34 protein-coding genes are annotated in these 19,913 nt (G+C 45.8%); all 34 read right to left on the bottom strand.

All coding sequences use genetic code 11. The features are described 5' to 3' along the window. Positions 1-29 precede the first annotated feature (29 nt). Positions 30-974, bottom strand: a complete 945-nt coding sequence (locus AAIH57_RS28615) for a DNA-directed RNA polymerase subunit alpha (protein WP_024633566.1) — start codon at positions 972-974, stop codon at positions 30-32. 136 nt (positions 975-1,110) lie between these two features. Further along, positions 1,111-1,506, bottom strand: coding sequence for a 30S ribosomal protein S11 (gene rpsK / locus AAIH57_RS28610; RefSeq protein WP_017692100.1), 396 nt, complete (start codon positions 1,504-1,506; stop codon positions 1,111-1,113). 19 nt (positions 1,507-1,525) lie between these two features. After that, the gene (gene rpsM / locus AAIH57_RS28605; RefSeq protein WP_095293406.1) at positions 1,526-1,894 is read right to left on the bottom strand and encodes a 30S ribosomal protein S13; all 369 of its coding nucleotides are present in this window, start codon (positions 1,892-1,894) and stop codon (positions 1,526-1,528) included. 20 nt (positions 1,895-1,914) lie between these two features. Beyond that, positions 1,915-2,028 (bottom strand): 50S ribosomal protein L36, encoded by a 114-nt coding sequence (rpmJ, locus tag AAIH57_RS28600; RefSeq protein ID WP_003333770.1) that lies wholly within the window; start codon positions 2,026-2,028, stop codon positions 1,915-1,917. Positions 2,029-2,178: 150 nt separating this feature from the next. Then, entirely contained in the window at positions 2,179-2,394 is a 216-nt protein-coding gene (gene infA, locus AAIH57_RS28595; RefSeq protein ID WP_017692098.1) for a translation initiation factor IF-1, read from the bottom strand. Positions 2,395-2,397: 3 nt separating this feature from the next. Continuing rightward, on the bottom strand, positions 2,398-2,706 hold the full coding sequence (locus AAIH57_RS28590) for a KOW domain-containing RNA-binding protein (protein WP_024633568.1): 309 nt from the start codon (positions 2,704-2,706) through the stop codon (positions 2,398-2,400). A gap of 10 nt (positions 2,707-2,716) precedes the next feature. Beyond that, complete coding sequence (map, locus tag AAIH57_RS28585) at positions 2,717-3,469, bottom strand: type I methionyl aminopeptidase (protein ID WP_175394089.1); 753 nt, start codon at positions 3,467-3,469, stop codon at positions 2,717-2,719. Positions 3,470-3,473: 4 nt separating this feature from the next. Then, complete coding sequence (locus tag AAIH57_RS28580) at positions 3,474-4,118, bottom strand: adenylate kinase (protein ID WP_175394090.1); 645 nt, start codon at positions 4,116-4,118, stop codon at positions 3,474-3,476. A gap of 90 nt (positions 4,119-4,208) precedes the next feature. After that, on the bottom strand, positions 4,209-5,507 hold the full coding sequence (gene secY, locus AAIH57_RS28575; RefSeq protein WP_095293410.1) for a preprotein translocase subunit SecY: 1,299 nt from the start codon (positions 5,505-5,507) through the stop codon (positions 4,209-4,211). After that, positions 5,507-5,947, bottom strand: coding sequence for a 50S ribosomal protein L15 (gene rplO, locus AAIH57_RS28570; protein ID WP_095293411.1), 441 nt, complete (start codon positions 5,945-5,947; stop codon positions 5,507-5,509). The genes secY and rplO overlap by 1 nt, the downstream gene beginning before the upstream one ends. A gap of 43 nt (positions 5,948-5,990) precedes the next feature. Beyond that, positions 5,991-6,176 carry a 50S ribosomal protein L30 gene (gene rpmD / locus AAIH57_RS28565; protein WP_017692092.1) on the bottom strand — a complete coding sequence of 62 codons (186 nt, stop codon included), beginning with the start codon at positions 6,174-6,176 and terminating at the stop codon, positions 5,991-5,993. A 12-nt stretch (positions 6,177-6,188) separates the two neighbouring features. After that, positions 6,189-6,686, bottom strand: coding sequence for a 30S ribosomal protein S5 (gene rpsE / locus AAIH57_RS28560; protein WP_017692091.1), 498 nt, complete (start codon positions 6,684-6,686; stop codon positions 6,189-6,191). Between the two features lie 27 nt (positions 6,687-6,713). Continuing rightward, positions 6,714-7,082, bottom strand: coding sequence for a 50S ribosomal protein L18 (gene rplR, locus AAIH57_RS28555; protein ID WP_175394091.1), 369 nt, complete (start codon positions 7,080-7,082; stop codon positions 6,714-6,716). Between the two features lie 117 nt (positions 7,083-7,199). Further along, positions 7,200-7,742: a 50S ribosomal protein L6 gene (gene rplF / locus AAIH57_RS28550; protein ID WP_017692089.1), complete on the bottom strand. Its 543-nt coding sequence runs from the start codon at positions 7,740-7,742 to the stop codon at positions 7,200-7,202. Between the two features lie 30 nt (positions 7,743-7,772). After that, entirely contained in the window at positions 7,773-8,171 is a 399-nt protein-coding gene (gene rpsH, locus AAIH57_RS28545; protein WP_095293413.1) for a 30S ribosomal protein S8, read from the bottom strand. 32 nt (positions 8,172-8,203) lie between these two features. Then, positions 8,204-8,389, bottom strand: a complete 186-nt coding sequence (locus AAIH57_RS28540) for a type Z 30S ribosomal protein S14 (protein WP_013312154.1) — start codon at positions 8,387-8,389, stop codon at positions 8,204-8,206. A gap of 73 nt (positions 8,390-8,462) precedes the next feature. Then, positions 8,463-9,005, bottom strand: coding sequence for a 50S ribosomal protein L5 (rplE, locus tag AAIH57_RS28535; RefSeq protein ID WP_111271027.1), 543 nt, complete (start codon positions 9,003-9,005; stop codon positions 8,463-8,465). Between the two features lie 32 nt (positions 9,006-9,037). Beyond that, a complete protein-coding gene (rplX, locus tag AAIH57_RS28530) occupies positions 9,038-9,391 on the bottom strand; it encodes a 50S ribosomal protein L24 (RefSeq protein WP_024633578.1) in 354 nt (117 codons plus the stop codon). Between the two features lie 46 nt (positions 9,392-9,437). Further along, positions 9,438-9,806, bottom strand: a complete 369-nt coding sequence (gene rplN / locus AAIH57_RS28525; protein ID WP_090905289.1) for a 50S ribosomal protein L14 — start codon at positions 9,804-9,806, stop codon at positions 9,438-9,440. Between the two features lie 35 nt (positions 9,807-9,841). Next, entirely contained in the window at positions 9,842-10,108 is a 267-nt protein-coding gene (gene rpsQ, locus AAIH57_RS28520) for a 30S ribosomal protein S17 (RefSeq protein ID WP_175394093.1), read from the bottom strand. Positions 10,109-10,156: 48 nt separating this feature from the next. After that, positions 10,157-10,354, bottom strand: a complete 198-nt coding sequence (rpmC, locus tag AAIH57_RS28515; RefSeq protein WP_017692083.1) for a 50S ribosomal protein L29 — start codon at positions 10,352-10,354, stop codon at positions 10,157-10,159. Beyond that, positions 10,344-10,778: a 50S ribosomal protein L16 gene (gene rplP, locus AAIH57_RS28510; RefSeq protein WP_076292170.1), complete on the bottom strand. Its 435-nt coding sequence runs from the start codon at positions 10,776-10,778 to the stop codon at positions 10,344-10,346. The genes rpmC and rplP overlap by 11 nt, the downstream gene beginning before the upstream one ends. A gap of 2 nt (positions 10,779-10,780) precedes the next feature. After that, positions 10,781-11,446 (bottom strand): 30S ribosomal protein S3, encoded by a 666-nt coding sequence (gene rpsC, locus AAIH57_RS28505; RefSeq protein WP_090924673.1) that lies wholly within the window; start codon positions 11,444-11,446, stop codon positions 10,781-10,783. Positions 11,447-11,461: 15 nt separating this feature from the next. Then, complete coding sequence (gene rplV, locus AAIH57_RS28500) at positions 11,462-11,794, bottom strand: 50S ribosomal protein L22 (RefSeq protein ID WP_095293416.1); 333 nt, start codon at positions 11,792-11,794, stop codon at positions 11,462-11,464. A 35-nt stretch (positions 11,795-11,829) separates the two neighbouring features. Then, positions 11,830-12,108, bottom strand: a complete 279-nt coding sequence (gene rpsS, locus AAIH57_RS28495) for a 30S ribosomal protein S19 (protein ID WP_056697694.1) — start codon at positions 12,106-12,108, stop codon at positions 11,830-11,832. Between the two features lie 71 nt (positions 12,109-12,179). After that, positions 12,180-13,010: a 50S ribosomal protein L2 gene (rplB, locus tag AAIH57_RS28490; RefSeq protein WP_175394094.1), complete on the bottom strand. Its 831-nt coding sequence runs from the start codon at positions 13,008-13,010 to the stop codon at positions 12,180-12,182. Positions 13,011-13,041: 31 nt separating this feature from the next. Then, positions 13,042-13,332 (bottom strand): 50S ribosomal protein L23, encoded by a 291-nt coding sequence (rplW, locus tag AAIH57_RS28485; RefSeq protein ID WP_024633586.1) that lies wholly within the window; start codon positions 13,330-13,332, stop codon positions 13,042-13,044. After that, entirely contained in the window at positions 13,332-13,955 is a 624-nt protein-coding gene (gene rplD, locus AAIH57_RS28480; protein ID WP_095293419.1) for a 50S ribosomal protein L4, read from the bottom strand. The genes rplW and rplD overlap by 1 nt, the downstream gene beginning before the upstream one ends. A gap of 25 nt (positions 13,956-13,980) precedes the next feature. Next, the gene (rplC, locus tag AAIH57_RS28475) at positions 13,981-14,604 is read right to left on the bottom strand and encodes a 50S ribosomal protein L3 (protein ID WP_175394095.1); all 624 of its coding nucleotides are present in this window, start codon (positions 14,602-14,604) and stop codon (positions 13,981-13,983) included. A 44-nt stretch (positions 14,605-14,648) separates the two neighbouring features. After that, complete coding sequence (rpsJ, locus tag AAIH57_RS28470) at positions 14,649-14,957, bottom strand: 30S ribosomal protein S10 (protein WP_017692074.1); 309 nt, start codon at positions 14,955-14,957, stop codon at positions 14,649-14,651. 436 nt (positions 14,958-15,393) lie between these two features. Further along, positions 15,394-16,584, bottom strand: a complete 1,191-nt coding sequence (gene tuf / locus AAIH57_RS28465) for an elongation factor Tu (RefSeq protein ID WP_175394096.1) — start codon at positions 16,582-16,584, stop codon at positions 15,394-15,396. Positions 16,585-16,681: 97 nt separating this feature from the next. Next, positions 16,682-18,760 carry an elongation factor G gene (gene fusA, locus AAIH57_RS28460; protein ID WP_175394097.1) on the bottom strand — a complete coding sequence of 693 codons (2,079 nt, stop codon included), beginning with the start codon at positions 18,758-18,760 and terminating at the stop codon, positions 16,682-16,684. A 47-nt stretch (positions 18,761-18,807) separates the two neighbouring features. Further along, positions 18,808-19,278: a 30S ribosomal protein S7 gene (gene rpsG, locus AAIH57_RS28455; protein WP_007432586.1), complete on the bottom strand. Its 471-nt coding sequence runs from the start codon at positions 19,276-19,278 to the stop codon at positions 18,808-18,810. 88 nt (positions 19,279-19,366) lie between these two features. Then, on the bottom strand, positions 19,367-19,789 hold the full coding sequence (rpsL, locus tag AAIH57_RS28450) for a 30S ribosomal protein S12 (RefSeq protein ID WP_017692070.1): 423 nt from the start codon (positions 19,787-19,789) through the stop codon (positions 19,367-19,369). Positions 19,790-19,913: the final 124 nt, after the last annotated feature.

Raw genomic sequence — 19,913 nt, 5'->3', positions numbered from 1 at the left:
TCCCTCCTTCACTTCAAGCACTCGGCTGTCTATTCTTCTGTACGGAGTCCCAAACCGAGTTCCTCGAGCTTCTCTTGAACTTCTTCCAAAGACTTGCGTCCGAGGTTACGGACTTTCATCATGTCTTCTTCCGTTTTCGTAGTCAGCTCTTGTACGGTATTAATACCGGCACGTTTAAGGCAGTTGTAGGAACGAACAGAGAGATCCAGCTCTTCGATCGTCATTTCGAGTACTTTTTCTTTTTTGTCTTCTTCTTTTTCGACCATGATCTCAGCGTCTTTCGCTTCGTCTGTAAGACCCACGAAGAGCATCAAATGCTCGGTCAAAATTTTAGCGCCAAGGCTTACAGCCTCTTCAGGACGAATACTTCCGTCAGTCCAAACTTCCAACGTGAGCTTGTCATAGTTGGTTACTTGGCCGACACGCGTATTTTCCACAGCGTAGTTAACGCGGCTGATCGGGGTGAAGATGGAATCGACAGGGATGACGCCGATCGGCTGGTCATCGCGTTTATTCCGATCTGCCTGGACGTAGCCGCGACCGCGATTGGCAAAAATACGCATGTGAAGTCTCGAACCTGGTCCGAGCGTAGCAATATGCAAATCCGGGTTAAGGATTTCCACATCAGAGTCAGCACGGATATCTCCAGCCGTGATTGCTCCTTCGCCTTCAGCATCAATCTCGAGCACTTTCTCCTCATCCGAATGAATCTTAAGCGACAAAGCTTTCAGGTTAAGAATAATCTCCGTTACATCTTCCATTACGCCAGGAACTGTAGCAAATTCATGCAGAACGCCATCGATTTGAACCGAAGACACTGCCGCACCCGGCAGTGACGAGAGCAAGATTCGGCGAAGCGAGTTTCCAAGCGTCGTACCGTATCCGCGCTCCAGCGGTTCTACTACGAATTTCCCATAGGTGCCATCATCGTTGACGTCTACCGTCTCAATTTTCGGCTTTTCGATTTCAATCACTGCAATACCCCTCCTTCAAAACGTCGGTCCTCTATGAAACATTTACCTTCTCTTGCGAAAACATGTAGTAGTATGCCTAAACAACCATTATTAGCAGATTGTGCTGGATTTATACCACACGCAGGGGCAAATCTCATTAGACACGACGACGTTTTGGAGGACGGCATCCGTTATGCGGGACTGGAGTTACGTCTTTGATCAGGTTAACTTCAAGACCTGCAGCTTGCAAAGAGCGGATCGCTGCTTCACGGCCTGCGCCTGGTCCTTTAACCATAACCTCAACGGCTTTCATCCCATGTTCCATTGCAGCTTTGGCAGCAGTCTCAGCAGCCATTTGTGCAGCAAACGGAGTCGATTTACGGGAACCTCTGAATCCGAGGCCGCCGGAGCTTGCCCACGAAATTGCATTTCCGTGAGGATCCGTAATGGTAACGATAGTGTTATTGAAAGTGGAACGGATATGTGCCACGCCAGATTCAATATTTTTACGGTCACGACGTTTAGTACGTACGACTTTTTTCGGTTTAGCCATTTTCTCTTATCCCCCCTTATTATTTCTTCTTGTTCGCTACTGTACGACGAGGACCTTTACGAGTACGAGCATTCGTTTTCGTACGTTGTCCACGAACAGGCAGACCACGACGATGACGAACTCCACGGTAACAACCGATCTCCGTCAAACGTTTAATATTCAAAGAGATTTCACGACGCAGGTCACCTTCTACTTTGACCTCTTTGTCGATACTTTCACGCAATTTGCTGACTTCATCTTCCGTCAAATCACGAACACGAGTGTCCGGATTGATGCCTGTAGAGCTCAGAATTTTCTGGGAAGTCGTTTTACCGATTCCGAAAATATAAGTCAAGGCGATCTCAACGCGCTTATCACGTGGCAAATCCACACCAGCTATACGTGCCATTTTACGCTACACCCCCTTCATTAACCTTGTTTTTGTTTGTGTTTCGGATTTTCACAGATAACCATAACATTCCCTTTGCGGCGAATGACTTTGCATTTTTCGCAAATCGGTTTGACCGAAGGTCTTACCTTCATGTGAATTACCTCCTCAAAGTTCTGCTTAGCAAAACTCTCTTCGTAAGCATTGACCTCGTTTTACCATTGTAAAACCGGCTTCGAAGCTTTCGCAAGTTTTGCCGGGCAAAACCCGCTTCAAGCTTCACAGTTCATTGCAACTGTCTACTACTATTTACGGTAAGTTATACGTCCTTTTGTCAAATCATAAGGCGATAACTGAACAACTACTTTGTCACCAGTCAGGATACGGATAAAGTGCATCCGCAGCTTGCCGGAAACGTGAGCGAGAATTTGATGACCGTTCTCAAGCTCAACCTTGAATGTTGCATTCGGCAGCGGTTCAAGAACCGTACCTTCCACTTCAATGACATCTTCCTTGGCCATTAGTCAGTCTCCTTTCTCTTCAGCTTGAATGTTGGTGGATTCCAGAAACGAATGAACCGCATAGCGGAGCTTTCCGTTTGTCACCCGACCACTCTCGTTTAAACTGTTTACGACCTCACTGCTGATCATTGGCTGGAGCTCCAAATGAAGAATATTCTTCTTCTTAGGCTGATCAAACTTTCGTTTGTCTCCATCCGCAATATACACGAACTTACTGTCCGCTATAGCAACAATTACCGCGGCTTGGTCCGCATTGCGGCCTTTACGGATCTTCACAAGTTGACCGAGCTGCGGATTAGACTGATTGTTCATGCCTCATCACCTACGCATTCAGTTTTGTGAAAATTTCCATGCCATCTGGTGTAACTGCTACGGTGTGTTCAAAGTGGGCACATAACGATCCGTCAACAGTTACGACAGTCCAGTTATCTTCCAACGTTTTCACATACCGTCTGCCTGCGTTAACCATCGGCTCTATGGCCAGCACCATGCCCGCTTTAAGCCGTGGTCCCCGATCAGGAAGACCATAGTTCGGAATTTGTGGTTCTTCGTGCAGATCTGCGCCTATGCCGTGACCGACATATTCACGAACTACAGAAAAACCGGCATCCTCAATATATTTCTGAATCGCATGAGATATAGTAAACAAGCGAACGTCCGGTTTAACCAGCGCCAGACCTGCGTATAACGAAGCCTCGGTAACGTCCAGAAGACGACGGGCTTCTTCGGAAATACGGCCGACCGGATAAGTCCAGGCAGAATCTCCATGATACCCCTGGTACTGCGCGCCAATGTCAAACGTAACAATATCGCCCTCGTTCAACTTGCGTTTGCCGGGAAATCCATGCACCAACTCTTCATTTACTGAAGCGCACACACTGGCAGGAAAACCGTTATAACCTTTGAAAGACGGCACAGCTCCTTGACTGCGGATGTATTGATCGGCCATATGGTCAAGTTCTCCAGTCGTAATACCGGGAGCGATATGCTCTGCCAAGAGACGATGCGTTTCCGCAACAATTCTCCCTGCTTCCCTCATCAAGCCCAGTTCCGTTTCGGACTTACCAATGATCATTCAATTAACCTCGCAGTAAGGACACGATCTCTTGAGAGACTTGATCAATATCCTGTTCTCCGTCCATTTGACGAAGAAGACCTTTGTTCTCATAAAACGTGAGGAGTGGTGCTGTTTTGTTGATATATTCGTCGAGACGGGTGCCCACGCTCTCTTCGTTATCATCCGAACGTTGGTACAACTCGCCGCCGCATCTATCACAAATACCTTCCTGCTTAGGCGGATTGAATACGACATGATAAGTGGCGCCACAGTTTTTGCAAATGCGACGACCCGTCAGACGGGCTAGCAATTTGTCGCGGTCCACTTTCAGGTTGATTACATGATCGAGACCTGAGTTCAGTCGGTCCAGAATGCCATCGAGCGCTTCAGCTTGAGACAGGGTTCTCGGAAAACCATCCAAGAGGAAACCTTCTCTGCAGTCAGGCTGCTGCAATCGTTCTTCAACGATGCCAATGGTTACATCATCTGGTACAAGCAATCCTTGATCCATATATTCCTTGGCTTTCAGGCCAATGGGAGTTCCCTGCTTAATCGCGAGACGAAATGCATCGCCTGTTGAAATGTGGGGAATACCGAACTCTTTCACGATGACGTCTGCTTGCGTTCCTTTTCCTGCCCCCGGAGGGCCCATGAATAGGATGTTCACGTTATGTCACTCCCTCCAAGACTACCCTACATCAACAAACAGCACAATAGGTGCCGGCAAGTAAATCTTAGCTTGACCGGTACCTATTGCCTATTTATTGATAAAACCTTTGTAGTGGCGTTTGATCAATTGGCTTTCGATTTGCTTCATGGTATCCAGCGCAACACCGATAACGATCAGGAGAGATGTTCCTCCAATTTGCGCTGATTGAGGCAAACCAGAAAGTGCCCCTAAGAATACAGGCAGAACGGAAATGACTGCCAAGAAGATGGCTCCGGCCATTGTCAAACGAGTCATGACACGGGTCAGATATTTCTCGGTTGCTTTACCCGGGCGAATGCCTGGGATGTAACCGCCGTTCTTTTTCATATTATCAGCCATCTGCTGTGGATTCATCTGTACAAAAGTATAGAAGAAAGTGAAACCGAAGATCATCACAACATACAATAACATACCCAAAGGTTTGTGAGTAGTCAGATTTTGTCCGATCCACTGTGCCCATAAACGATCAGCCCAGAAGTTGGCGATAATCGTAGGGAACATCAACAGAGATGAAGCAAAGATGACAGGGATAACACCTGCTGCGTTAATCTTCAGCGGGATATGTGTATTCTGTCCACCGTACATTTTGTTACCTACAACACGTTTAGCGTACTGTACAGGAATTTTCCGAATCGCCTGCTGAATGTAAATGACACCGATGATAATCAGCACAATAACAATTGCGACGATTACCCCTTTAAGGATGTTCATAAACAACTGATCAGGTTGGATGAAGTCGGACTCGATTGTTTGTTTGATAATGTTAGGCACCGTTGATAGGATACCTGCGAAGATCAAGATCGAGATCCCGTTTCCTATGCCCTTCTCGGTGATCTGCTCACCAAGCCACATCAGGAATGAAGTACCGGCCGTAAGTACAATCGCAATCAAGATATAATCAGCAAAAGTGGCGTTAGGCACCATCTCTGTATTGTACAAGCGGTTGAATCCGATCGACGTACCAAACGCTTGAATCAATGCCAGCCCAATCGTCAAATAACGAGTAAGCTGTGCTGATTTTTTCTTACCTTGTTCACCTTGCTTTGCCCATTCCGCTAACTTAGGGATAACGTCCATGGAAAGCAACTGTACTATGATAGACGCAGTGATGTAAGGTACGATCCCGAGTGCAAAGATCGAGAACTGGAACAGTGCTCCACCCGAGAACGTATTGAGAAGTCCAAAAACTTCTTTACCCGCAGAATTTGTCGCTTCGAAAACCTCTTTGTTAACTCCAGGTACTGGAACGAAGGATCCGATGCGGTAAATGATCAGTACAAAAAGGGTAAATAATACCCTTTTGCGCAGATCTTCAACCCGCCAGATATTCTTTAGGGTCTTGAACATTAAATCACCTCGGTTGTACCGCCGGCAGCTTCAATTTTCTCCACCGCAGATTGAGAAAACTTGTTAGCTTTAACAGTCAGCTTCACAGTGACTTCACCGTTACCCAGGATTTTGATTCCGGATTTAGCGTTTTTAACTACGCCATTCGTCATCAAGAATTCTGGAGTTACTTCAGTACCCGCAGCAAAACTGTTCAGGTCTTCAATATTCACAACCGCATATTCTTTGCGAGTTGGGTTTACGAAACCGCGTTTTGGCAAGCGACGATACAATGGATTTTGTCCACCTTCGAAGCCCGGACGCACACCACCGCCGGAACGAGCGTTTTGTCCTTTGTGACCGCGACCTGATGTTTTACCCGTACCACTACTTGGACCGCGACCAAGACGTTTGCGTTCTTTGCGGGATCCAGGAGCTGGGGAAAGCTCATGTAACTTCATCGTTCGTTGCACCTCCTTAAAGATTTGTGGGATTATCCCGATATTAAGCTTCTACTTCTTTAACAGCAACCAAGTGACTTACTTTGTTAATCATGCCACGAATAGCAGGATTATCGTTTTGAACCACTTTGCTGTTGATTTTGCGCAAGCCCAATGTTTTCACAGTTGTTCTTTGCGTCTCCGGACGTCCGATCAAGCTGCGGACGAGGGTAATTTCTAATTTAGCCATGAGATTCCCTCCTTAACCCAGAAGCTCTTCGACGGATTTTCCGCGCAGTTTAGCCACGTCTTCAGCACGCTTCAAACGGGACAAACCTTCCAAAGTCGCATTGACCATGTTCATGGAATTCGAAGAACCCAGAGATTTTGTCAAAATGTCACCTACACCAGCAAGTTCGAGAACCGCACGTACAGGACCACCAGCGATAACACCAGTACCTTCAGATGCTGGTTTCAACAGAACGCGTCCTGCGCCGAACTTACCTGTTACCAAGTGAGGAATCGATGTTCCTACGAGTGGAACGTGTACAAGGTTTTTCTTAGCGTCTTCAATACCTTTGCGAATTGCATCAGGTACTTCGCCCGCTTTACCGATACCAGCTCCAACCCAGCCGTTGCCGTCGCCGACTACAACCAGTGCGCTAAAGCTGAAACGGCGTCCGCCTTTTACTACTTTAGCTACGCGATTAATATTTACAACTCTTTCAGTCAGTTCCAAAGTATTCGGATCTACACGCAAGTCGTTAACCTCCTTTTGAAAAATATCTTAAAACTCAAGTCCTGCTTCACGAGCCGCTTCAGCCAATGCTGCGATACGACCATGGTACAGATATCCGCTACGGTCAAATACGATGTTGGAAACACCTTTGTCTTTCGCACGTTTAGCAACGAGTTCGCCGACTTTACGAGCTGATTCAACAGATGCACCATTTTTGATGTCGCTGCTCAATTCTTTGTCTACGGTAGACGCGGAAGCGATTGTTACACCAGCTACATCATCGATAATTTGAGCATACATATGTTTACCAGAACGGAATACGTTCAAACGAGGACGTGCTGCCGTTCCTTGGATTTTCTTACGAACACGAAGGTGTCTTTTCAGACGAGCCTTGTTTTTATCTGGTTTCGTAATCATCTCAGGGATTCACTCCTTTCAGGTTACCTCGCTGGCTTCAAACCGGAAGCCACGGGGTATATTAGAAACACACGAAGCAAGCAAGCCGAAAGCCGCGCAAAGGCGGTAAGAGAAATCTTATTTCTTCTTACCGGCTTTACCTTCCTTACGGATGATACGCTCGCCTTCATATTTAATACCTTTACCTTTGTACGGCTCAGGTTCACGAACGGAACGAATTTTAGCAGCGTAAGCACCTACACGCTCTTTATCGATCCCGCGAACGATGATTTTCGTATTCGAAGGAACTTCGAATTCGATTCCCGCTTCCGGTGTAATTTCAACCGGGTGAGAGTACCCAACGTTCAGAACGATTTTATCTCCGGATTTGCTTGCACGATATCCGACCCCAACCAGCTCCAGAGATTTTGCGAATCCTTCAGTAACGCCACTCACCATGTTGTTTACAACGCTGCGCGTTGTGCCGTGCAAAGAACGATGAGTTTTGTTATCGGAAGGACGCACAACTGTAATTTCGTTGTTCTCAACTGTAACCTTCATGTCTTTATGAAGTTCACGAGTCAGAGTTCCTTTTGGTCCTTTTACCGTAATAACGGTGTTGTCCAGTGTGATGTCCACACCACTTGGTACTGTAATTGGTTTGCGACCAATACGAGACATATGTTGCACCTCCTATCTTGTGACGTTATATTACCAAACGTAGCAAACGACTTCTCCGCCGGATTTCGATTGACGAGCTTCTTTGTCCGTCATAACACCTTTGGATGTCGAGATGATCGCGATACCCAGGCCACCAAGTACACGAGGTACTTCGTTGCTTTTCGTGTAAACACGAAGACCAGGTTTACTGATTCTTTTCAGACCAGTGATAACGCGCTCGTTATTTTGACCGTATTTCAGGAAAACACGGATAATCCCTTGTTTGTTATCATCGATAACTTCAGCGTCACGGATGAAACCTTCACGCTTCAGGATATCGGCGATTTGTTTTTTCATTGTCGAAGCAGGCATTTCTACTGTTTCGTGACGAACTGTGTTCGCATTACGAATACGAGTAAGCATATCTGCAATTGGATCAGACATAGTCATTGTGAGTTAACCTCCTTCCCGTTCAGGACTTTTTACCAGCTTGCTTTTTTCACGCCAGGAATCTGGCCTTTATAAGCTAATTCACGGAAGCAAATTCTGCAAATTTTGAACTTCTGCAGTACCGAATGTGGACGTCCGCAACGCTCACAGCGTGTATAAGCACGTACTTTAAACTTTGGTGTGCGTTGTTGTTTAACTTTCATCGAAGTTTTTGCCACTTTAGCCTGACACCTCCTAAATAATTTCGGAGAAAAGGGAGTCCTTCCAGACACCCGGAAACGTTATGCCAACTTATTTTACGAAAGGCATTCCCAGTTGCGTGAGCAATTCACGGGACTCTTCGTCTGTTTTCGCCGTTGTTACAATAACAATATCCATACCGCGGACTTTGTCTACTTTATCGTACTCGATCTCTGGGAAGATCAGTTGTTCTTTCAGACCCAGTGTATAGTTACCACGTCCATCGAACGCTTTGCTCGATACACCACGGAAGTCGCGGACACGAGGCAATGTAACGTTGAACAGTTTATCGAGGAAGTAGTACATACGCTCGCCGCGCAATGTAACTTTCACACCGATAGGCATGTTCTCACGCAGTTTGAAACCTGCGATAGATTTTTTAGCACGAGTGATTACAGGTTTTTGACCTGCGATCAGTTGCAAATCGTTTACTGCGGAATCCAACACTTTGGAGTTTTGGACAGCGTCGCCCACACCCATGTTGATAACGATTTTCTCGATTTTCGGCACTTGCATTACCGTTGTATAGTTAAACTTCTGCATCAAAGCAGGAGCGATTTCTTGCAGGTAACGTTCTTTCATTCTTGATGCCATGAATCATAGCCCTCCTTTCTCATTCGGTTCAATTAGTCGATAATTTCTCCGGAACGTTTAGCAACGCGCACTTTCTTTCCGTTATCCAACACTTTGTAACCTACACGGGTTACTTTTCCGCTCTTTGGATCGATGTGCATTACGTTGGAAACGTGAATCGGAGCTTCCTTCTCGATAATGCCGCCTTGCGGATTTTGCTGGTTAGGCTTCTGGTGTTTTTTGATCATGTTAACACCTTCCACAAGGACGCGGTTCTCACGAGGATAAGCAGCGATGACACGGCCTTTTTTACCTTTGTCTTTACCGCTGATCACCATAACCGTATCTTCTTTTTTAACGTGAAGTTTGTTGTTATGGGATTCCAGAACTTTTTTCACTCTTGGCATTTCGTACACCTCCTGTTTCTAACATCACGAGATTAAGCTTTACGCTTTAGATAACTTCTGGGGCCAAGGAAACGATTTTCATGAAGTCTTTCTCGCGAAGTTCACGAGCAACAGGTCCGAAAATACGTGTTCCACGTGGGCTTCTGTCGTCTTTTACAACAACTGCTGCATTTTCATCAAAACCGATGTAGGAACCGTCTTTACGACGCACAGAACGTTTAGTACGAACGACAACCGCTCTAACTACATCACCTTTTTTGACAACGCCGCCTGGTGTTGCTTGTTTTACAGAACAAACGATCAGATCACCGATTTGTGCTGTACGACGTCCCGTACCGCCGAGTACGCGGATACACATCAGTTCCTTCGCACCGGAGTTGTCGGCTACAGCCAAACGTGTAAATGGTTGAATCATTTAGTATTCCTCCTTTCAGCTATGCTGCTGATGCATTAGATGATAACCGCTTTTTCAACGATTTCAGCAAGTCTCCAGCGTTTATCTTTCGAAAGCGGACGAGTTTCCATGATTTTCACCGTGTCACCGATTTTCGCAGTGTTTTCTTCGTCATGCGCTTTGAATTTTTTAGTGACTTTGATACGTTTATGGTACAATTCGTGTTTTTTGTAGGTTTCTACAGCAACAACGATCGTTTTATCCATTTTATCGCTGACCACTTTACCGATTTGCACTTTACGTGCGTTACGTTCTTCGCTCATTGTTGGCCTCCTTCCTGATTACGGACGGACTGTACATCCGATCCCTAATTAACCGATTCCCAGTTCTCTTTCACGGATAATGGTTTTAGCACGAGCTATTTCTTTCCGCACATCACGGATTCGAGTCGGGTTATCCAGCTGACCGGTAGCGAGTTGAAAGCGGAGGTTAAAGAGTTCTTCTTTAAATCCGGCAATCTTTTGCTCGATTTCAGCAGAGGTTAGGTTGCGAAATTCACTAGCTTTCATTTGCTTCACCACCCAATTCTTCACGTTTCACAAACTTCGTTTTGATTGGCAGTTTGTGAGCGGCAAGACGCATCGCTTCGCGTGCGATATCCTCCGGTACACCAGCAAGTTCAAACATGATCTTACCTGGTTTCACAACTGCAACCCATTTTTCTACGTTACCTTTACCGCTACCCATCCGAACCTCGAGAGGCTTTTGAGTGATTGGTTTGTCAGGGAAAATTTTGATCCAGACTTTACCACCACGTTTGATGTAACGAGTCATCGCAATACGAGCCGCTTCGATCTGACGGTTCGTAATCCAAGCCGGTTCCGTAGCTTGCAGACCGTATTCGCCAAAGTTCAGCGTAGTTCCGCCTTTAGCTTGGCCTTTCATATGTCCGCGTTGTTGCTTACGGTGTTTTACACGTTTTGGTACCAACATGATTAGTTGCCTCCTTCCTTAGCAGCTTGTTTCTTAGCCGTAGGAAGAACCTCTCCACGATAGATCCATACTTTTACGCCGATACGGCCGTAAGTTGTATGAGCCTCTGCTGTACCGTAGTCGATGTCGGCACGAAGCGTGTGCAGTGGAACAGTTCCTTCGCTGTAGCCTTCCGAACGTGCGATCTCAGCTCCGCCAAGACGTCCGCCCACTTGAGTTTTAATACCTTTTGCACCAGAGCGCATAGTTCTTTGAATAGCTTGTTTCAGAGCACGACGGAAAGAAACGCGACGTTCCAGTTGTTGTGCAATGCTTTCTGCAACCAGGATTGCGTCCAGGTCTTGGTTCTTAATTTCAGAGATGTTGATGTGTACTTTTTTACCGCCAGCAATTTTCGTAATTTGATTACGAAGATTCTCAACTTCAGATCCACCTTTACCGATTACCATACCTGGTTTCGCTGTGTGAATCGTTACGTTTACGCGGTTTGCCGCTCTCTCGATTTCAACACGAGACATAGCGGAGTCTTTCAATTTATTTTTCAGGAATTCACGAATTTTCACGTCTTCCATCAAAAGATCACCGAAGTCTTTGCCTGCATACCATTTAGATTCCCAGTCACGGATTACTCCGACACGGAGTCCGACCGGATTTACCTTTTGGCCCACACGTTTTCCCTCCTTCTACTTTTCAGATACCACCAAAGTGATGTGGCTAGTACGTTTGTTAATACGACTTGCACGTCCCATTGCACGAGGGCGGAAACGTTTCATTGTCGGTCCTTGGTTCACGTAAGCTTGCGAGATGACCAAGTTATTAACATCCATAGAATAGTTATGTTCCGCATTCGCAATAGCGGAGTTAAGCAACTTCTCAACGATTGGAGAAGCGGATTTCGGAGTGTGACGGAGAATGGCAACCGCCTCACCAACTTGCTTGCCGCGAATCAAGTCAACAACGAGTTGAACTTTACGAGGAGCAATCCGGATAAACTTAGCATGTGCTTTTGCTTCCATTGTGTAACCTCCTCTCAAACATTAAAGATGATCATTTATCTTCTTGTTTTCTTGTCATCATCAGTATGGCCCTTGTACGTACGGGTTGGAGCGAACTCACCCAGTTTGTGTCCGACCATGTCCTCAGTCACGTATACAGGTACGTGTTTACGTCCGTCATATACGCCAAATGTGTGTCCGATGAATTGCGGGAAAATTGTAGAGCGACGGGACCAGGTTTTAATAACGTTCTTTTTACCGGAAGCTTCCATCTCTTCTACCTTTTTCAGCATGTAGCCATCAATGAATGGCCCTTTTTTCAAACTGCGACTCATGTGGAGATCCTCCCTTCAAACGTAGCTATTGTGCATCCGCAGATGCCTCACGAAGTTATGCACAGTGTGTATTACTTCGTGCGGCGGCGAATGATGTATTTATCAGAAGCTTTATTTTTCTTACGCGTTTTGTAACCAAGAGTAGGTTTACCCCATGGTGACATTGGCGATTTACGTCCGATTGGAGCACGACCTTCACCACCACCGTGAGGGTGATCGTTAGGGTTCATTACTACACCACGAACTTCAGGACGTTGTCCCAACCAACGGCTACGACCGGCTTTACCGATTTTGATGAGCTCGTGGTCTTGGTTACCAACAGATCCGATTGTTGCGCGGCAAACTTTCAGAATACGGCGAACTTCTCCGGAAGAGAGACGAACGGAAACGTATTTATCTTCTTTACCAAGCAATTGAGCTTCTGTACCAGCAGCACGAACCAATTGTCCGCCTTTACCTGGTTTCAACTCGATGTTGTGGATAACGGTACCTACTGGAATATTTTCAAGTGGCAGTGCGTTACCGATTTTGATGTCAGATCCAGGACCGGAGAAGATTTGATCTCCAACTTTCAATCCTTTTGGAGCGATGATGTAACGTTTCTCACCATCAGCATAGTGAATCAGGGCGATGTTCGATGTACGGTTCGGGTCATACTCGATCGTAGCAACGCGGCCCGGTATTCCATCTTTAGTGCGTTTGAAGTCGATGATACGGTATTTACGTTTGTGTCCACCACCGTGGTGACGAACTGTAATTTTACCTTGGTTGTTGCGGCCTGCTTTTTTGCTCAGTGGGGCCAACAACGATTTCTCCGGCTGATCTGTGGTGATTTCCTCAAATGTAGATACGGACATGTTCCGTCTTGCCGGGGATGTCGGTTTATACTTTTTGATTGGCACTGGGTTTCCCTCCTTACTTCAACAATTTCAATTATACAGTTTCAAAGAACTCAAGCGTTTTGCTGTCTTGTGTCAGTGTTACAAACGCTTTTTTCCATTCGCTAGTATATCCGGAATAACGTCCGTACCGTTTTGGCTTAGCTGGAACACGAAGAGTGTTCACGTTTTTCACTTTTACGTTGAAAATAGCTTCCACGGCTTTTTTGATCTCGGTTTTGTTTGCACGGATATCGACTTCAAATACATATTTCAAGTCATTCATCATGTCAGCAGTACGTTCCGTAATAATCGGACGTTTAACAATATCACGAGGATCCTTCATTACGCGAGCACCTCCTCTACCTTCTGAACTGCTTCTTTCGTAATGATCAGTTTGTCGTGCGCAAGCACGTCAAGAACATTAATGCCGTCAGCTGCTACGAATTTCACGCCAGGAATATTCCGTGCGGAAAGAGCCACATTATCATCATAGCTAGGAGCTACGATCAAAGCTTTGCGTCCAACTTTTAAGTTGTTCAAGATGGCTGCGAATTCTTTAGTTTTAGGCGTGCTCAGTGAGAGAGCGTCCAAAACGATAATGTCGTTGTCGAGCACTTTGGATGAAAGAGCTGATTTGATCGCCAGACGGCGAACTTTCTTAGGCAGTTTGTACGCATAGCTCCGTGGTGTCGGACCAAATACGATACCGCCGCCTTTCCATTGTGGAGAACGAATCGAACCTTGACGAGCACGACCTGTACCTTTTTGTTTCCAAGGCTTACGTCCACCGCCACGTACTTCAGAACGTCCTTTTACTTTGTGGGTACCTTGACGAAGGGAAGCGCGTTGCATAAGCACTGCATCGTAAAGAACGGATGTGTTCGGCTCTACTCCGAATACTGCATCGTTCAGTTCAACTTCGCCCACTTGGCTACCATCTACATTGTAAACTGATACTTTTGGCATTTTGTGTTCCTCCTTTCTTCAGTGGTTATTTTTTCACCGTTTCTTTAACTTTTACAAGACTGTTTTTCGGTCCAGGAATGGAACCCTTCACGAGCAACACGTTACGCTCAGCGTCTACTTTTACAACTTCCAGACGTTGAATTGTAACAGTCTCATGTCCCATGTGTCCTGGCAAGTGTTTGCCTTTAGGAACGCGGTTAGCTTGGATCGAACCCATCGAACCCGGGCCACGGTGATAACGAGAACCGTGAGACATAGGTCCAGTGCTTTGTCCCCAACGTTTGATTACGCCGGCAAAACCTTTACCTTTAGAAATACCCGTTACGTCAACGAATTCGCCTTCTGCGAAAATGTCAGCTTTCAATTCTTGGCCAACTTCATATTCCGCGATGTTGATGCCGCGAAGTTCACGAACGTAGCGCTTAGGGGCAGTATTCGCTTTTTTAGCGTGTCCTGCTTCTGGCTTATTGGCATTTTTCTCTTTCTTATCGGAATAACCGATTTGAACTGCTTCATAGCCATCGTTCTCAATATCTTTCTTTTGCAAAACAACACAAGGTCCTGCTTCGATAACCGTTACTGGAACTACGTTACCTTCAGGGGTAAACACTTGAGTCATTCCAAGTTTTTTTCCTAAGATACCTTTCATGTTGACACCTCTTTTCCTTTATACATGGTCTTTGTTGCTTTATATTACAGTTTGATTTCGATATCTACACCGGACGGCAGATCCAAGCGCATCAAGGCATCCACAGTTTGTGGAGTCGGGTTAACGATGTCGATCAAACGCTTATGTGTGCGTTGCTCGAACTGTTCCCGAGAATCCTTGTACTTGTGTACCGCACGAAGAATAGTAATGATTTGTTTTTCAGTTGGAAGCGGAATCGGACCGGATACACCTGCACCCGAACGTTTTGCTGTTTCAACAATTTTCTCCGCGGATTGATCAAGAATTCTGTGGTCGTAAGCTTTCAAACGAATACGAATTTTTTGCTTTGCCATTTTAGTCCCTCCTTCTATCGCCCAATTTATTATCGGACATACTCCGTGAAAATTTTCCGACAACCCTCCCATGGCAAAGGGGCCGGGTGTGCCAGTAACCTCTCACATCATCGCAACGTCTCAGAACAACATTCATTATTATATAGAAAAAATGGGCGTAATGCAAGCATATTTAAGAAAAACATTTAAACTAATCTTTCAATAGAATCGAAGTTGTTTAATGTGCTGTTATCTTAGCTATGCAAGCTGCCTTAACCAATCTCTTTTATATACTTGAATGTCCTTCTTTTTAATGACGCAGGTTCCGAATCCTTTATACATAATAAAAGAGTTCTTTATCCGATGTCGGATAAAGAACTCTTCCGAAGCTTCGTTACAATACAATGTTACTCGTTACAGTACACTGTTGCATATGCTTATTCAGCAGTAGGCTGAATTATTTTTGGATGGATGCTACTGCACCGGCACCAACTGTACGTCCACCTTCGCGAATCGCGAAGCGTGTACCTTCTTCAATCGCGATTGGATTGATCAGTTGTACAGTTACTGTGATGTTGTCGCCTGGCATTACCATTTCAGTACCTTCTGGCAGGTTGATGATACCTGTTACGTCAGTTGTACGGAAATAGAATTGTGGACGGTATCCTGTGAAGAAAGGTTTGTGACGTCCACCCTCTTCTTTAGTCAGAACGTATACTTGAGCTGTAAATTCTGTGTGTGGCTTAACAGAACCTGGTTTGGACAATACTTGTCCACGCTCGATGTTGTTACGGTCAACACCACGCAGCAATGCGCCGATGTTGTCACCCGCTTGAGCGGAATCCAGCAATTTACGGAACATTTCAACGCCCGTAACTACGGATTTTTTAGTTTCTTCGTGGATACCCACGATTTCGATTTCTTCACCGACTTTAACAGTACCACGCTCTACACGACCTGTAGCAACTGTACCACGACCAGTGATGGAGAATACATCCTCAACTGGCATCAAGAATGGTTTGTCAGTGTCGCGCTCTGGAGTTGGGATGTAAGTATCGATCTCTTTGAACATCTCAACGATTTTTTGAGCCCACTCACCATCAGGGTTTTGCAGAGCTTCACGAGCGGATCCACGAGTGATTGGAGTATCGTCACCTGGGAACTCATATTCGTTGAGCAGGTCGCGAACTTCCATTTCAACCAATTCCAACAACTCTTCGTCTTCAACCATGTCGCATTTGTTCAAGAATACAACGATGTAAGGTACGCCTACTTGACGGGAGAGCAAGATGTGCTCACGAGTTTGTGGCATTGGGCCGTCAGCTGCGGATACTACCAGGATAGCTCCGTCCATTTGTGCCGCACCAGTGATCATGTTTTTAACATAGTCGGCGTGACCTGGGCAGTCTACGTGAGCGTAGTGACGAGCGTCAGTTTCGTACTCAACGTGAGCTGTGGAGATTGTGATACCGCGTTCGCGCTCTTCTGGAGCTTTGTCGATTTGATCGAATGCGATTGCTGCACCACCGTAAGTTTTGGACAATACAGTTGTGATTGCAGCAGTCAGAGTTGTTTTACCATGGTCGACGTGACCGATAGTACCAATGTTAACGTGTGGTTTATTACGTTCGTATTTAGCCTTTGCCATTTGAACGTGGCCTCCTTAAAATGTTATATTTTATGTTTTCACCGGACAATAAGGCTCAGAACATTAATCCTATGCGCTTACGTCCAGTGTGAGAAAACTACTCGGTGCCTTTTGTTTTGGCAACGATCTCTTCAGCGATGCTCTTAGGAACTTCTTCATAGTGAGAAAGCTCCATGGAGAATACGCCGCGACCTTGAGTACCGGAACGAAGAGTTGTAGAGTATCCGAACATTTCAGACAAAGGTACCTTAGCACGAATAATTTGAGCTCCACTACGGGAATCCATACCTTCGATGCGGCCACGACGGGAGTTAAGCATACCCATAACGTCACCCATGTACTCTTCTGGAACGGTTACTTCTACTTTCATGATTGGCTCAAGCAGAACTGGACTACATTTGTCTTTCGCCGCTTTCAGCGCCATGGATCCGGCAATTTTAAATGCCATCTCGTTGGAATCGACATCATGGTAAGATCCGTCTACGATAGTAGCCTTAACGTCAACAAGCGGGAAGCCTGCGATAACGCCGTTTTTCATTTGCTCTTCAATTCCTGACAGTGCAGGTTGAATGTATTCTCTCGGAACAGATCCACCGACAACCTTACTTTCGAACTGGCTGCCTGTACCTGGCTCGAGTGGTTCGAACTCAACCCATACGTGACCGTATTGTCCACGACCACCAGATTGACGAACGAATTTACCTTCAACACGCGCTGGTGCACGGAATGTTTCGCGGTAAGCTACTTGTGGTTTACCCACAGTAGTTTCAACCTTGAATTCACGACGCATACGGTCGATGATGATATCAAGGTGAAGCTCACCCATACCAGCCAAGATCGTTTGGCCTGTTTCTTCGTCAGTGTGAGCACGAAGAGTTGGATCCTCTTCAGTCAACTTACCGAGAGCAACACCCATTTTATCTTGGTCAGCTTTGGTTTTAGGTTCAACAGCGATTTCGATAACCGGATCAGGGAAGTTCATTGATTCCAGGATAACCGGGTGTTTCTCATCACATAGTGTATCACCTGTACCTGTATCTTTCAAACCAACGGCAGCTGCAATGTCACCGGAGTAAACTTCAGTGATTTCTTGACGGCTGTTCGCGTGCATTTGAAGGATACGACCGATACGCTCACGTTTGTTTTTAGTTGCATTCAATACGTAAGAACCGGATTGAAGAACCCCGGAGTATACGCGGAAGAATGTCAATTTACCAACGTAAGGGTCAGTCATGATTTTGAAGGCCAATGCGGAGAATGGCTCTTCATCGGAAGACTTGCGAACTGCTTCTGTTCCATCTTCAAGGAGACCCTTGATTGCTGGAACGTCAATAGGAGCTGGCAAGTAGTCGATAACAGCATCCAACATCAGTTGAACACCTTTGTTACGGTAAGAGGATCCACAGATAACTGGGAAGATCTTAACTTCAACAACACCTTTACGGAGAGCGGCTTTGATCTCATCAACTGTGATCTCTTCGCCTTCCAGGTATTTCATAGTCAATTCTTCGTCAAGTTCTGCAACCCGCTCAACCAATTCATTGCGGAGTTCTTCAACTTGATCTGCAAATTCCGCAGGAATTTCGGTTTCTTCGATATCTTGACCAAGGTCATCTTTGTACATATGAGCCTTTTGTCCAACGATATCAATGATACCTTTGAAATCATTTTCAGCGCCGATTGGAAGTTGGATCGCAACTGCGTTCGCTTGAAGGCGATCACGCATGTCAGAAACAACATTCAGGAAGTCAGCACCGATGATATCCATTTTATTTACGTAAGCGATACGAGGTACGCCGTACTTGTCAGCCTGTCTCCATACGGTTTCGGACTGAGGCTCAACGCCTTCTTTCGCACTGAATACACCAACTGCTCCGTCCAATACACGAAGGGAACGTTCAACTTCAACAGTGAAGTCAACGTGTCCCGGGGTATCAATGATATTAACGCGGTGGCCCTTCCAAGCAGCGGTAGTCGCAGCGGAAGTAATCGTAATTCCGCGCTCCTGTTCCTGTTCCATCCAGTCCATTGTCGCAGCGCCTTCGTGAACTTCACCGATTTTGTGCGTACGGCCTGTGTAGAACAAGATCCGCTCAGTTGTCGTGGTTTTACCCGCATCAATATGAGCCATGATCCCGATATTACGTGTATTTTTCAAGGAGAACTCTCTAGCCATGAAATGGGTCTCCCTTCAAAATTGAAGTTATTATTGTGAACTGAATCCTACCAACGGTAGTGAGCAAACGCTTTGTTCGCTTCAGCCATTTTGTGCGTATCTTCACGTTTCTTAACGGAAGCGCCTGTGTTGTTGGAAGCATCGATGATCTCTGCTGCCAAACGCTCTTCCATTGTTTTCTCACCGCGGTTGCGGGAGTAGTTCACGAGCCAACGTAATCCCAAAGAAGTACGTCTCTCTGGTTTTACCTCGATTGGTACTTGGTAGTTGGCACCGCCGACACGGCGAGCTTTAACTTCCAGGACTGGCATGATATTCTTGATTGCTGCTTCAAATACTTCCATCGGGTCATTACCCGTACGTTCTTGAATCAACTTGAACGCATTATACAGAATGCTTTGAGCAACACCGCGTTTTCCGTCGAGCATGATGCGGTTGATCAAACGAGTAACCAACTTGCTGTTGTATACCGGATCTGGCAACACGTCTCTTTTCGTAACTGGACCTTTGCGTGGCATGGATATCCCCCTTTCTTTCTTGTTAAGCCGATCCTAATCCTCTGGGCATTAACCCGGAGAGATATTTAGGATTGCTTCTTATAATGTGTTAGGCTTTTTTAGCTTTAGGACGTTTAGCACCGTATTTAGAACGAGCTTGCATACGGTTGTTTACGCCTGCAGTATCAAGTGCACCACGAACGATGTGATAACGAACCCCTGCAAGGTCCTTAACTTTACCTCCGCGAATCAAAACAACACTGTGCTCTTGAAGGTTATGTCCGATACCCGGGATATAAGCAGTTACCTCGAGACGGTTCGTCAAACGAACACGGGCATACTTACGAAGTGCAGAGTTCGGTTTACGTGGAGTCATTGTACCTACACGAGTGCAGACACCACGTTTTTGTGGGGCACTGATGTTAGTTGATTCACGTTTCAAAGCGTTGAACCCTTTTTGCAATGCTGGTGATTTGGACTTTTCAACTTTAGCTTGACGTCCTTTACGTACCAGTTGGTTAATAGTTGGCATGTGATTGCCACCCCCTTCCTCAATTGTTCATGTTTCTTTATAAACCTCTTTTCGCTAAGTCCACAGACCCAGGCGGTTCATAAAAAGACAAATGAAAAGTTTTTGCCTTGGAGAATCACTAAAA

Origin of the sequence: Paenibacillus sp. MABNR03, assembly GCF_050455445.1 — a bacterium.
Taxonomy (GTDB): Bacteria; Bacillota; Bacilli; order Paenibacillales; family Paenibacillaceae; genus Paenibacillus; species Paenibacillus xylanilyticus.
This window is presented reverse-complemented; position numbering and strand designations above follow the sequence as displayed.